Source organism: Lactobacillus delbrueckii subsp. jakobsenii ZN7a-9 = DSM 26046 (genome assembly GCF_001888925.1).
Classification (GTDB): Bacteria; Bacillota; Bacilli; order Lactobacillales; family Lactobacillaceae; genus Lactobacillus; species Lactobacillus delbrueckii.
Genome location: NZ_CP018218.1, coordinates 1,493,703 through 1,506,757, shown reverse-complemented (window position 1 = coordinate 1,506,757; position 13,055 = coordinate 1,493,703). Strand labels below are relative to the sequence as shown.

Genomic DNA, 13,055 nt, shown 5'->3' with positions numbered 1-13,055 from the left:
AAGCCTAAAAAGCAAAACATTTTTTCTGACTAATTATAACTTTCACCTTAAAAATAATCCGTTTTTTACCATAATTTCTGCTTAGCATATTGGGGAAAAGCAATTGTTTGTCTTTTGCAGCCGAACTTTCTCTGTTAACTAGCTGCATTTTACGCTATACTAGCAATATGCTGTTGTTTAATATTGAGTAATTCACGGAGGAAAACATGGCTAGATCCATCAAGAAAGAACTTGCCGCTCTGCTTTTGGCCGCGGCCGTTTTAGCACCGGGCCAGGCTAGCGCCAGCAAATTAGAAGTTACCAGCAAGGCTGATACTGCCAGCAAGCCGGCCCAAAGCAAGGACTGGAAGAATCCCAAGAAGTACAGCAAGGATATTCCGGTGCAGTTTTTGAGCATTAACGATTTGCACGGCAACCTGTCGACGACTGGTACGGCGACCTTGGGGCAAAAGAGCTACAGCAATGCCGGTACGGTAGCCCGGCTGGCCGCTTACTTGAACCAGGCCCAAAAAGATTTTAAGAAGAAAAACAAGCAAGGCACGACCTTCAGAGTCGAGTCAGGGGACATGGTTGGGGCATCCCCGGCCAATTCTTCTCTTTTGCAAGATGAACCAACCATGCACGCCTTAAAGGCCATGAAGTTTACCGTCGGCACTTTGGGCAACCATGAATTTGACGAGGGCTTGGGTGAATTCAACCGGATTCTTTCGCCAATTGCAAGAATAAATTGAACACTTACCATAACATCTGGTAGATTTTGACTATCTACGCCGGTAAATGCGGTCAAGTTCGGTGTCAAAGTACTCTTCTGGAGTCTTGTAGTTTAAGATCTTCCGAGGAAGAGAGTTGCACCATACCTCGATCTTAGCAATATCTTCCACACTGTACTTATCCATACGGTCTCCCTTGGGAATATAGCGTCTGATAAGCCCGTTGTGCCGTTCTACGCTGCCTTTATCACAAGATGTATAAGGATGAGCGTAGTACACAAGAGTCTTGGAAACTTGCTCAAGATTGGATAGATCTGCGAACTCAGATCCGTTGTCAGTTGTGATAGACTTAAAGATTTGATTCCATTTGGATCCGTAGTACTCTCGAAGCTTATCAAATGCCTTCATAACGCTAGCTGAGGTCTTATCCTCAATCTTGATCATGAAGAACTGACGCGTCTTTCGTTCGCACAGAGTAAGCAACACATCGTCGTCCTTAGTCTTGTGTCCAAGAACCAGATCGCATTCCCAGTGGCCAAAGTCCTTACGGCTTTCGATTCTAGGACTACGTTCATCGATGCTTCGTCCCAGGATACGCTTGTTTACACGGGCACGACGAGTCTTAGTATTGCGCTTGACCTTCTCTGGAAGATCACCGTTCTTGATGTCCATTAGGCCCAAGTCAACGTAGTTATACAGAGTTTTGGTTGATACGACCTGATCTTTCTGGAAGATTCCCTTGGCCAAAGCATAACCCACGCAAGCATCAAGAGACCAGCCTTGATTATGAAAGCAGTGGGAAACATAGTCGATGAACTTATGTCTGCGAAGAAACAAGCTCTTGCGGCCGCATTCGCTTCTATGTAGTTCGTAAGTGCTTTGCCCTTCGACAGCTTTATACCGCCTCACATTGCCGGTATACAGGGATACTGTGCCTCTTTTGAGCTCATATCCGACCGTGCTTGGTGAGCAGTTAAGTTCTCTAGCTATAGCACGATTAGAGTAGCCCTTAGAGTGCAGCTCCTGGATTGTAGTCCGGTCGTTTAGCGTAAGGTGCTTGCCCTTTTGGTGTGGTTTAGTGTTAGAATAAGAATGATCCATTTTAACCTCTCTAGAAATGTTTGTGGTAATTCATATTCTACCAGATGGTTGAAATGGATTTTTTGTGCTCTAATCCAGTGAAAACGATTTTTCTTACTGGATCGGAACAGTGTTCAGTTTAATTTTACAATCGGCGAACCGGATTCTTTTAGGCAAAAAGCCAACTAAGAAGTACAATTCCGCTGAAATGGCCTACCCCCACCAAAAGTCAGGCATCAAGCTAATCGTAGCCAACGTTGTCAGAAAGTCCACCGGTAAGGTACCATATGGCTGGAAGCCTTATACCATCAAGGCCGTAAAAGCGGGCAAGAAGAAGGCCAAGGTCGGCTTTATCGGCATTTTGACCACGGAAATGCCAACTTTGACGACTAAGAAAAACTACTCTGCCTTCAAGTACCTGGATGAAGCCAAGACCATTGCCAAGTATGAAAAGGTTCTGCGCAAGAAGGGCGTTAAGGCTATCGTTGTTTTGGCCCACAAGGGGGTTGAAACGGCGGCGGACAGTAAGGGCAAGCTGACCACCAGTGGTGACAGCGTGAAGATCTTAAAGAAGCTGAACAAGATCGATCCGAAAAACACCGTTGACTTGATGATCGCCGGCCACTCTCACCAGTATGCCAACGCTAAGGTCGGCAAGACCCGGCTGGTTCAGGCTTTGAAGTATGGCCAGGCCTACACTGACTCAATCGGCTACATCAGTCCAAAGACCAAGGATTTCGTCAAGGGCAGCCTGGTTTCTCATGTCTACCCAGTCCTGTCAGCTGCTGATGACCCGAAGACTAAGGATAACAAGACAGTTGCCAAGATTGTGGCTGACGCTGACAAGCGGGTTTCAGCCATCACCAAGCAAAAGATTGCTACGGCCCAAAAGGCTGAAATAATCACTGGCCGGGAAAACAACAATGCTTCCAATGAAAACGCGGTTGGCGACTTGGTTGTTGACGCGCATTGTCAGAAGCCAACCGGCAGGGCTTCAAGGCTGACTTTGCCATGACTAACGGGGGCGGGGTCCGGTCCGGCCTGGCTGTGGGCAGTGATAAGTCAATTACTTGCGGGGCGGCCATGGCCGTTCAGCCTTTTGGCAACAGCCTGCAGGTACTGACCATGACCGGGAAGCAGATTTTAGCTGCCCTTAACCAGCAATATGACCACTACTACCTCCTGGTCAGCGGTCTGCACTATGTCTACACCAAGGACGCGGCCGGCAAGGTCAAGATCGTCAAGGTTTATGTCGGTGAAGGCGAGAAGACTGAACTCTCCTTGACCAAGACTTACCGGGTTGTCGCCAACGAATTTATCGCTGGCGGTGGTGACCACTTTACTCAGTTCACTGCTGGCAAAAAGGTGGGCATCTTGACCGGGACTGACACGGAAACCTTCATCAGCTACCTTAAGCAGCAGACGGCCAGCGGCAAGCAGATTGCCAGCCCGGCTTTGAACCGGAAGGTGGAAATTTCCGCTGACCAGGCAGCGGCCCTGGAAAAATAGAAATAATAGTTTAAGTGAATTTTGTTTTCTTGAAATCTTCCCCTTTGGGAAGATTTTATTTTACGCGTTTTGGAACTAATGTTCGAAAAATCGTGCTATAATTATGATAAAAACAGCAAGGAGGGGCAGGCATGCATTTGGCGGAAGTAGCCGACTACATTCAAAGCAAATATGGTATTGAGGCCAGCTATGTCGACCTGGCCGGGCAAACCCTGGCTGCCGTCACGGTCCCGGGAGCAAATGAAAGTTTCGCCTTGCTCCTTAAGAAGGACGGCCGCGAAACGTTTGAACTGAAAGCCGGGTCCTTGGCTAAGTTTTTGGCTGCCCAGCCGGCTTTTGGACCAGCCGTCTTCATGCAGGACCCGGCCTGGATCAGGGTTGATTTAGATAATCCTGCCTTAAACGACCGCTTTTTTTACAAGACCCTGGATTCTGCCTATCAGAGCTCCCGGCCCTTGGAAACAGCGAAAAATACGGCAGAAGATAGGCAAGAGCATGAAATCTACCTGCTGGATGATGAGGGAGAAGACTTCCAAGAAGAAGTAATTCCTAAGCGGCCAGCCTTTTTCAAAGACAGCGACTTTGACCGCCTGCTGGTTGAAAAAGGCCAGCCCGTGATCCCGGAAGGGATTAGGCAGATGCAGGAGAGTTACGACTATTTGGCCGTACCCCGGCGGGAGAGCAATTTTTACCGGCAGGGGATGCTGATGGCTAATTATGAAGATGACTTTGCCCAAATGGTCCCAATTAACAAGCAGCGACCAGTCTACCATGATCTGACCGTCGACCAGTTGCGGTCCTATTTTTCCTGGCGGACCAAGTTCCGGCAGGGCAAGTACAAGCCAGCTCCGGCTGCCTATGTCTATTTGCTGGCCAGTGAATTAGTCTGCCAGATCGGGGTTAAGGATAAAGCCGATGGCCTCCGTCAGCTCCGCCTTCTTTTTGCCAAGTGCGTGGAGCAAAGGGATATTTCCACTAGCTGGCAGGAAAAGCACATCCTGCAGAACTACCTGGTTTATTACGGTTTTGCTCTTGAGGAAATCCGGCCGGATTTTGCAGATGAGCTGATGCGGGGGGAAGTTTATCATAATCTTCTGTCTGGTGAAGCGAGCGGACAGGAACTCTACCAGGCCATCTGCTGCTTGTCTTCTTATTTGCCCAAGAACAATCCCTTGCTGAAAAAGGAGCCGGAGAAGTTTTATGAGCTTCTGGCCCGGGTCTGGCAGGAAGTCCGCCTGAATCCTTACCAGCTGCTTAAGCTTTTGGTCGGAGAAAAAACGACCTTGCCGGTAGAAATGTTTGCCGATACGGTTTTCTTCAGCCTTGATCCGGTCAAAGACGTTGAGCTCATTTTAGGGCCAGGCCTTGTCTACCGCTGCCAGGGCGGGCAGTGGAGTAATGAAGTCTACTGGCCTTCCGGCCGGCAGAGGCAGCTTTTGGCCAATTTCATGCATGAATTTGACCGCTTGAGCCGGCAGGCCTTTAAGCAGGGGCGGGCCTTAAAAGAAAAAGACCTGCCTCCCGCTTTTAAGCAGGCAATCGTGCAAGGAATTGCTGACTACCAGGAAATTCTGATAGAAAGGGCCCGGCCAAAGGTTAAGATCAACCTGGCCATCCTAGGCCAGATCCGGTCCGACGCGGCTGAAACCAAGGAAAGCCTGCTGACTGAAGAAGAGCGGCAGCTGGAGGCCGAAGAAGCTGAGAAAATTACTAGCGAGAGTAATAAGCAAGTATCTGAGTCTTCTGCTGCAGAAGAAAAGATGACAAAGGAAATTGATGAAACGGCTGCCAGCGGCCTGGGCTTAGACGAGAATGAAGAGCAGCTGCTTTTGGCTCTTTTTTCCGGCCAGCCCTACCAGGACTTTTTACGCCAGCGGCACCTGCTCTTAAGCGTGGTCGTGGACCAGATCAATGAGAAAATTTTTGACGAAATCGGCGATGCCGTAATCGACTGCGATGGCCAGAAGGCAGAAATCGTGGAAGATTACCGGAGCGACCTCGCTGACTTATTAGGAATTGAGGAGAAATAGTGGAGCAAAAGAAACGGATTCCAAAGCGGATTGCCCAAACGGTTATCAGTTCACTTAAAGGCGGGGTTGTGCCCCGGATCGGCCTGCCATATATCACGGTGGGCCGGAAGGCGGAAATCGAGGCCCTTTTACACGACGTTGACTTAGTCAAAGAAGGTGGGGCCTCCTTCCGCTTTGTTGTGGGCCGGTACGGGTCAGGCAAGAGTTTTTTGTTGCAGACCATCCGCAACTACGTGATGGACAGAAATTTTATCGTCTTAGATGCCGACCTGTCCCCGGAACGCCGCCTGCAGGGCAGCAAGGGGCAGGGCCTGGCCACCTACCGGGAACTGATCCAGAACCTGGCCACCAAGACCCGGCCGGAAGGCGGAGCCTTAACTTTAGTCCTGGACCGCTGGATCAACAATGTCCAGACGGCAGTAGCCAGTGAAATCCCTTTTGATGACCCCAGCTTTCAGACAGCCGTTGACCAAAAGATAGTCAGCCAGATTTCCTCTTTGAGCGAAATGGTGCATGGCTATGACTTTGCCCAGCTGTTAGAGCGCTATTACCATGCCTACCTGGCCGGCGACGAGGATACCAAGGGTAAGGTGGTTAAGTGGTTTAGAGGGGAATACCGGCTGAAAACAGAAGCTAAGCAGGATCTGGGCGTCAACATCATTATTTCTGATGAAGACTGGTACGAGTACTTGAAGCTTTTTGCCGTCTTTTTCCGCCAGGCTGGCTACAGCGGCATGTTTATCATGGTCGATGAATTAGTCAACCTCTACAAGATTCCTAACGCCATCTCCCGCCAGTACAACTATGAAAAGCTGCTCAGCATATACAATGACGCCATGCAGGGCAAGGCCAAGTACCTGGGCATTATTATGGGGGCCACGCCCCAGGCAGTCGAAGACCGGCGGCGGGGCGTTTACTCTTACGAAGCCCTCAGGTCCCGCCTGGCCGAAGGCAAGTTTGCCAAGGAAGGGCAGCGGGACCTGTATGCTCCCGTGATCCGCCTGGAACCCTTGATGGCAGAAGAAATGCTGGTTTTAACGGAGAAACTGGCCGACATGCATGCCAGCCTTTATGGCAATGAGCGGACGATCAGCGAAAAGGACCTGGCTGACTTTATCAAGATTGAATATGCCAGAGTTGGCACGAGCAGCATGATCACCCCAAGAGAAATCATCCGGGACTTTATCGAGCTGCTGGACATTGTCTTGCAAAATCCCGGCCAGACCGTGCAGAGTCTTTTGACAGACGGGGACTTTGCCTACACTAAGTCAGACGCCGTGTCTGATGAAAAGACCAGCGACTTTGCGGAATTTACGATTTAAGTTTTAATTAGGGAAGTTTTTTATGGATGCTTTTTCCCGCTATGCTCCCTTCATCCAGGACTATATCTATTCCCGGGGATGGGAGACCCTGCGGCCTTTGCAGACAGCAGCGGCCCAGGTAATTTTTGCTACTGACGACAATTTGCTTTTGTCGGCTTCGACTGCTTCCGGGAAAACCGAAGCAGCCTTTTTTCCCATCTTGACAGATTTGGCGGAAAATCCGGCTTACTCTATTGCCTGCCTCTATATTGCCCCTTTAAAGGCCTTGATCAATGACCAGTATGACCGGCTTAAAGACATCTGTGAAGGCAGTGATGTCCCGGTTTGGCGCTATCATGGGGATGTTTCAGCTGCTCAAAAGCGGAAAATGTTCAAAAGGCCCCAGGGGGTCCTGCAGATAACGCCGGAATCCTTAGAGAGCCTGATGATCAACAAGCACGCGGATATTCCCCGCTTATTTGGCGATTTGCGCTATGTTGTCATCGACGAGTTGCACTCCTTTTTAAGAAGCGGCCGGGGCGGGCAGACCTTCTGCCTATTAGAGCGCTTAAATCGGCTGGCTAGTGTTAAACCCCGCCGGATCGGCCTGTCAGCTACGATCGGGGACCCGAAAGCGGCTGGGCAGTTTTTGGGGGCCGGATCGGGCCGTCAGACCAGGATTCCTAAGGTGAAAAGCCAGCCCCAGCGCTGGCGCTTGTCAATGGAGCATTTCTATAAAAGCGGTAACCAGGCTGGCGACCATTCTGCCTTGCCGGCCCAGGCCGTTTTAGATCAAGCCAGCGACCAGGCACCAGAATTAGCTGACCCGGGCCTGGCCTATATTTTTGACCATACCAGGGGCAAAAAGTGCCTGGTCTTTACTAACAGCCGGGAAGAATGTGAAGCTGTCTGCCAGGTTCTAAGGCAATATTGCGAATATAAGAATGAACCAGACCGCTTCATGATCCACCACGGCAACCTGTCCGCGGCCCTGAGGCAGGGGGCAGAGGCTATCATGAAAGACGAAGATGCCAATATTACGACCTGCGCGACGGCTACTTTAGAACTGGGCATTGACGTCGGCCAGCTGGAGCGGGCCTTTCAAATTGAAGCGCCCTTTACCGTTTCCGGCTTTTTGCAGCGGATGGGGCGTACTGGACGGAGGGGCAATCCAGCAGAGATGTGGTTTGTCATGCGCGAAGAGCAGGCTGAAAGCCGGGCCATGCTGCCAGTTTTGCTTCCTTGGTCGCTTCTGCAGGGGATTGCCTTAGTTGAGCTGTATTTACAAGAGCGTTGGGTTGAACCGCCAAGAGACCACCAATTGCCATACAGCCTCCTTTACCACCAGACCATGTCTACTTTGATGGCCGGCGGGGAGATGAGCCCGGCAGAACTTGCTTCCCGGGTTTTGACCCTGTCCTACTTCCGCTGGGTCAGCCAGGATGACTATAGAGTTTTGCTCCGCCACTTGATCAAGACCGACCAGATCCAGCTGACGGAAAATGGCGGCTTGATCGTCGGCCTAGCCGGCGAGCGGGTGACCAACAATTTCAAGTTTTACGCCGTTTTCCAGGAAAACGAGGAATACAGCGTCCACGCTGAGTCAGAAGAACTGGGGACGATCGTTAAGCCCCCGCCCTTGGGTGAAAAAATCGCCATCGCCGGCCATGTCTGGGTGGTTGAAGAAATCGACCGTCGCCGCCGGCAGGTCTACGTCCACCAGGTTAAAGGTCGGATCCCAGCATATTTTGGGGATGTAGCCGGCGATATCCATCCCAAAGTCCTCCAGCAGATGAGGAAGATTCTGGCAGAAGAGAGGCAGTATCCTTACTTGATGAAAAACGCGGCTGCCCGCTTGCGTGAAACGAGAGCAATGGCGGAAGCCGCTGGCCTGCCAGATAAGCAGCTGATTAACCTGGGGGCTAAGACCTACTGCCTTTTCCCTTGGACGGGTTCTTATGCTTTTCTGGCCCTAGAGCGCTTCTTGCGCTTGAAATGTGCCAGCCGTTTAGGGCTTAAGAATTTTGACTCAGTCCGGCCATACTACATCCAGTTCAGCATGGATGTCAGTGAAGGAGACTTTTACCAGATCCTGGCTGAAGAAGCCGCTAAAGACTTTGACCCTTTGGACTTGCTCTATCCAAAGGAAGTTCCGGTTTTTGACAAGTATGATGAATACCTGCCAGATGACCTGGTCAGAAAAGAATTTGCCTATAGTGTCCTGGATTTGACTGAAATGCGGCGGGCAATCGGAGAGATTACGAGACAAAAGGCTTAAAAAAGATGTACAATAATGTCTAATAATCAAATCTCGATTTTTTAGAAAGGACATTTATGTCAGTAAGCAAGCGTCCGATTTCCAGTTTTCAAGAATTAGAAACAGCCGCTGATGACAGCGATGAGATACATTTTAAGTTAAATGGCCAGCAGTGGCTGTTAGTTGATGACGGCAATCCTTTGACCCCGGCCAGCAAGACCTTGATCAACTGTGATTTGCCTGAAGAGCAGCAGTTTTTTGCCAATATGGAGGAATTTCTGACCTGCCAGATAGGCGGTCAGTCCCTGGCTGACTGCTGGCCCCAGATGAGCGAGGTAGCTGTCTGGAGCGTGCAGTTTGACAGCCTGGAGGAATTTGTCCAGGCGATTAAAGACGGCTGCGACATTAAGTTTTCTTTAGCCGGCCGCCAGTACAGCCTGGGCCAGTCCAGTGAACGAAAGGTCTACCGGCAGCTCACCTGGCGTTTGGAGAAGGGCGGGCAGATGAAGGTGGAAAAATTTGCTGACTTGAAGCAGCTTTTGGCCTTTGAAATTGCCGGGCAAAGCCTGGGCAAGCAGTGGTCAGCCATGAAAAATGTCGACTACGGCTGATTTTAATCTAAATTTTTTTATGGAGAAAAGTTCTGGGAAAAAGCTTTATTTTTAGAAAAAACTAATTTCGTAAAGAATAAACCTAGTTTTACTTAATAAAGCAAGAAAAAGAGACTTTCATTATAAATAAAAGAAACTTTCTAAAATATCGGGTATAATATTTTATAGATCCGATATGACAGAAAGATGAAAACTATGAAAAGACAGCCGCAAACAATCAAGAGAATCATCCAGGCCTTGGCCTGCGGTCTGCTGCTTTTGCTAGCGACCAGCCTAACCGCTTGTTCCAGCAAGCAGGAGAGCAGCTATGCCCGGGCCAAGCAGTCTAAGCAGATAACCTGGGGGGTCCGGCCAGACACCAAGCTGTTTGGCTTGACCAACATCAAGACCGGCAAGATCGAAGGTTTTGAAATTGATCTGGCTACGGCCATCACCAAGCAGATCCTTGGCCCTAAAAGCAAGGCTGTCTTCCGGCCGATCACGGAAAAGACCCGGATCACCCTTTTGCACAACGGCTCCCTGGACGCCGTCATTTCAACCATGACCATCACCAAGGAGCGGATGAAGGTGATCGACTTCTCTGACGTTTACTTTAACGCCAACGAATCCATGATCGTTAAGAAGTCCAGCAAGATCAGAAGCATTGCTGACTTGAATAAAAAGGGAGTCGTGGTTATTGCCATCAAGGGGACCGACGTGGCCAACCAGGTGGCTAAGCTGGCTCCAAAGGCTAGTGTCAAGCAGTTTGACGACTACGGGTCAGCCTTCAACGCCTTAAAGGCCGGACAAGGGGATGTCATGATCGACGACAACGGGATTTTGGCTGGTTTGATCGTTGATACCCCGGAATTCACCTTGACCAAGGCCTCTTTAGCTGAGGAGCCATACGGCATCGGGGTTGAAAAGGGCCAGACCGAAATGCGCCAGGCGATCAATCAGGCATTAAAGCAGCTGCGGGCCAACGGAAAATATGACCAGCTGGTCAAGGAGTGGTTCGGCAAGGTCTCCGGCTTTGACGTCAAACATGCAGAAAGCCAGAAGGTTAAGATTCAATAAGAAGGAAAAACTAATACAAAAAGTAAAAAGCTAGGAGCAGATGCTCCTAGCTTTTTAGCTAGCATGTAAATTATTTGTATTTTAGTATTTTGATTTAGATTTAAAGGATAGCGCCGACAACGATCAGGCAGAGGCCGGCAAGCGTTGCGACCAGTTCCTTGCCTTGCTTGCGTTCGCCCAGCAGAGTCATCCCGCCGATAGTGGAGATGATTACGCTCAGCTGGCCGTAGATGAAGGCGTTGGTCACCCCGTTGACTTGAGCGGAGATGATGTAGGCGTAAGCTGCAATCCCGAAGCTGATGCCGGCAAAGAGGTCAAGGTAGCTGGCCTTTTCCTTGAAGGCAGCCTCGTTGCCGCTGAAGGCCAGGTAGATCACAGACCCCAGCAGGATCCCCAGGGTTTGCGGCAGGAACATGGATTCAGCGTCTGCCGTAATCGTCTTCGGGAAGGCAGAGTAGGCCAGGTAGCCGATCGTGGTCAAGACCAGGAAGAGGATGTCCTTGTTGGTGGTCTTCTGAGTGAAGCCATCGCCCTTTTCAGTGTAGGCGGTCAAGATGACGCCGACCATGATGATGACCAGGGCAATGATCCCGAAGATAAAGTTGTTGCTGGTCTTCCATTCACCAAAGATCAAAGCCCCGATGATGGTATTGCCGACCAGCTGCAGGCCAGTTGAGATCGGCATGGTCTTGCTGACCCCGATCCGGGTGAAGGAGATGAACTGGCCGATTTGACCGATCGTCCATAAAGCACCGGACAGAAGGGACAGGAAGAAAACTGGCATGGAAATGGCCGGATGCTGGATTAAAGTCACGATGATGCCGACAATAGTCGCCCCCATGCCGACGCCGAAGATCTGGTTGGCCGGCTTGCTGTTTGGCACCTTGTTGACGGTCCAAGGCATAACCCCCCAGCCGATGGCTGGCAGTAAGGCAATGATGATATTCATTAATTAAAAACTCCTTTAACTAATAATTTGTCGAATAGTTATTAGATTAACGGAGTTTCAGGAAAATAGCAATAGAAAACGCTATGAAAATGTCAATCGTTTTCAGAAAACGGTTGAAAAGGAAAAGATGCTTTGCATAAAGCAAAACATCTTTTCAAAAAATATGAGCTAATCGAGTTTACTGACCGGCAATACTGTATTAATCAATATTTGCTCTGTAAAGACCGACGACCTTGCCCAAAATTTGTACATGGTTCAAGATAATTGGATCCATGGCATCATTTTCCGGTTGCAGGCGGTAGTGGAGGTCTTCTTTAAAGAAGCGCTTGACTGTTGCTTCCCCGTCATCAGTCATGGCGACCACGATTTCCCCGTTCTGGGCCGTGGTCTGCTTGCGGACGATGACATAGTCCCCGTTCAAGATACCGGCATTGATCATTGAGGTGCCGTGTACCCGGAGCATGAAGAGCTCACCGGCATCACTGGCCAGGTTCGGTGGAAGCGGGAAGTAGTCTTCCACGTCCTGGACAGCCAGGATCGGCTGGCCGGCGGTAACAACCCCGATGACCGGAATGTCTTTAGGCTTGATGCCCAAGGCGTCAAGGCCGGCGTGGGTGATTTCCAAAGCTCGGGGCTTGGTGGCGTCCTTGATGAGGTAGCCCTTGCGCTCCAGTCTGGTCAAATGGCCATGGACAGTGGAGGTTGAAGACAGGCCAACTGCCGCGCAGATTTCCCGGACCGTCGGCGGGAAGCCGCGGTTTTCAACGGTATCGTAGATGTATTGCAGAATTTCTAATTGTTTTGAGTCGTGAGTTGCCATAGTTACTTTTCCTTCGCCAAAAATCTTATTGTCGGTTATTATTTATTTTAGCAAATATTCGGGAAGTTTACAAACTGGCGTTCTAGGCTTAAAACTTTTTTTATTTTTGCAAAGCGAGTACACTATTCTTATCACTAGAAAGGCGGATATATATATGACAGAAGCAGATCAAGTCAGAAAAAGAATCAATGAATTATACAAGAAGAAGCAGGAAAGCGGCTTGACGGAGGCTGAAGAGGCTGAACGCAAAGAACTGCACAAGCAGTTTATCGCCAACTTCCGGGCAGGTTTCAAGCAGCAGCTGGACAGCCTGGTAATTGTTGACGATCAAGGCAAGGACGTTACGCCGGAGAAAGCCAAGCAAATTCAGAAGAAAAAGCTTCTTAGATAAGATTTATCCTTTAAAAATGGTCTGAAGTTTTGTAAGATAGTATTTGTGTGACTAACGAATGGATCTCCGCTGAGGCGGATAACAAATTAAGACCAATGGAGGTTTAGCGATAATGAATTTAGGTTTGGCGATTTTCTTGATTATTTTGGCAGCTCTTCTGGGTGCGGTTGCTGGTTTTTACGGTGCCCGGACTTACATGAAGAACTACTTTAAGAAGAATCCCCCGATTACCCGGGAAATGGTTGAAACCATGATGTCACAAATGGGCCAGAAGCCTTCAGCCAAGAAGGTCAACCAAGTGATGAACATGATCAAGCATCAGGCAGCTAAGAACTAGTCTA

Annotated in this window: 12 protein-coding genes and 1 pseudogene; 10 read left to right on the top strand and 3 right to left on the bottom strand. The window is 49.6% G+C overall.

What is annotated here, in order from left to right:
- Positions 1-206 precede the first annotated feature (206 nt).
- Positions 207-707 (top strand): annotated as a pseudogene (locus tag LJ046_RS07675) (bifunctional metallophosphatase/5'-nucleotidase); the annotation flags it as partial.
- Between the two features lie 54 nt (positions 708-761).
- On the opposite strand, the gene LJ046_RS07670 reads toward LJ046_RS07675, so the two are convergent.
- Entirely contained in the window at positions 762-1,811 is a 1,050-nt protein-coding gene (locus LJ046_RS07670; protein WP_002878880.1) for an IS30-like element ISL7 family transposase, read from the bottom strand.
- Between the two features lie 109 nt (positions 1,812-1,920).
- Here LJ046_RS07670 and LJ046_RS10460 point away from each other — a divergent pair, with 109 nt between their 5' ends.
- From LJ046_RS10460 to LJ046_RS07640, 7 genes are all read left to right on the top strand, one after another.
- Positions 1,921-2,805, top strand: a complete 885-nt coding sequence (locus LJ046_RS10460; protein WP_231128011.1) for a metallophosphoesterase family protein — start codon at positions 1,921-1,923, stop codon at positions 2,803-2,805.
- Positions 2,760-3,299, top strand: a complete 540-nt coding sequence (locus LJ046_RS10455; protein ID WP_231128010.1) for a 5'-nucleotidase C-terminal domain-containing protein — start codon at positions 2,760-2,762, stop codon at positions 3,297-3,299. Before LJ046_RS10460 ends, LJ046_RS10455 begins: the two co-directional genes overlap by 46 nt.
- Positions 3,300-3,430: 131 nt before the next feature.
- Positions 3,431-5,329, top strand: coding sequence for a TerB N-terminal domain-containing protein (locus LJ046_RS07660; RefSeq protein WP_002876786.1), 1,899 nt, complete (start codon positions 3,431-3,433; stop codon positions 5,327-5,329).
- Positions 5,329-6,651: an ATP-binding protein gene (locus tag LJ046_RS07655; protein ID WP_002876784.1), complete on the top strand. Its 1,323-nt coding sequence runs from the start codon at positions 5,329-5,331 to the stop codon at positions 6,649-6,651. The genes LJ046_RS07660 and LJ046_RS07655 overlap by 1 nt, the downstream gene beginning before the upstream one ends.
- A gap of 22 nt (positions 6,652-6,673) precedes the next feature.
- Positions 6,674-8,908: a DEAD/DEAH box helicase gene (locus LJ046_RS07650; RefSeq protein WP_002876782.1), complete on the top strand. Its 2,235-nt coding sequence runs from the start codon at positions 6,674-6,676 to the stop codon at positions 8,906-8,908.
- 56 nt (positions 8,909-8,964) lie between these two features.
- Positions 8,965-9,498, top strand: coding sequence for a hypothetical protein (locus LJ046_RS07645; RefSeq protein WP_002876780.1), 534 nt, complete (start codon positions 8,965-8,967; stop codon positions 9,496-9,498).
- Positions 9,499-9,693: 195 nt separating this feature from the next.
- Positions 9,694-10,554: a transporter substrate-binding domain-containing protein gene (locus tag LJ046_RS07640; protein ID WP_002876778.1), complete on the top strand. Its 861-nt coding sequence runs from the start codon at positions 9,694-9,696 to the stop codon at positions 10,552-10,554.
- A 100-nt stretch (positions 10,555-10,654) separates the two neighbouring features.
- Here LJ046_RS07640 and LJ046_RS07635 read toward each other — a convergent pair whose 3' ends face one another.
- Both LJ046_RS07635 and lexA read right to left on the bottom strand, forming a co-directional pair.
- Positions 10,655-11,503, bottom strand: coding sequence for a GRP family sugar transporter (locus LJ046_RS07635; RefSeq protein ID WP_002876775.1), 849 nt, complete (start codon positions 11,501-11,503; stop codon positions 10,655-10,657).
- Between the two features lie 199 nt (positions 11,504-11,702).
- Positions 11,703-12,323 carry a transcriptional repressor LexA gene (gene lexA, locus LJ046_RS07630; protein ID WP_002876773.1) on the bottom strand — a complete coding sequence of 207 codons (621 nt, stop codon included), beginning with the start codon at positions 12,321-12,323 and terminating at the stop codon, positions 11,703-11,705.
- Positions 12,324-12,477: 154 nt separating this feature from the next.
- On the opposite strand from lexA, the gene LJ046_RS07625 reads away from it, so the two are divergent.
- Complete coding sequence (locus LJ046_RS07625) at positions 12,478-12,714, top strand: DUF896 domain-containing protein (RefSeq protein ID WP_002876771.1); 237 nt, start codon at positions 12,478-12,480, stop codon at positions 12,712-12,714.
- A 112-nt stretch (positions 12,715-12,826) separates the two neighbouring features.
- Positions 12,827-13,051 carry a YneF family protein gene (locus LJ046_RS07620; RefSeq protein ID WP_002876770.1) on the top strand — a complete coding sequence of 75 codons (225 nt, stop codon included), beginning with the start codon at positions 12,827-12,829 and terminating at the stop codon, positions 13,049-13,051.
- Positions 13,052-13,055: the final 4 nt, after the last annotated feature.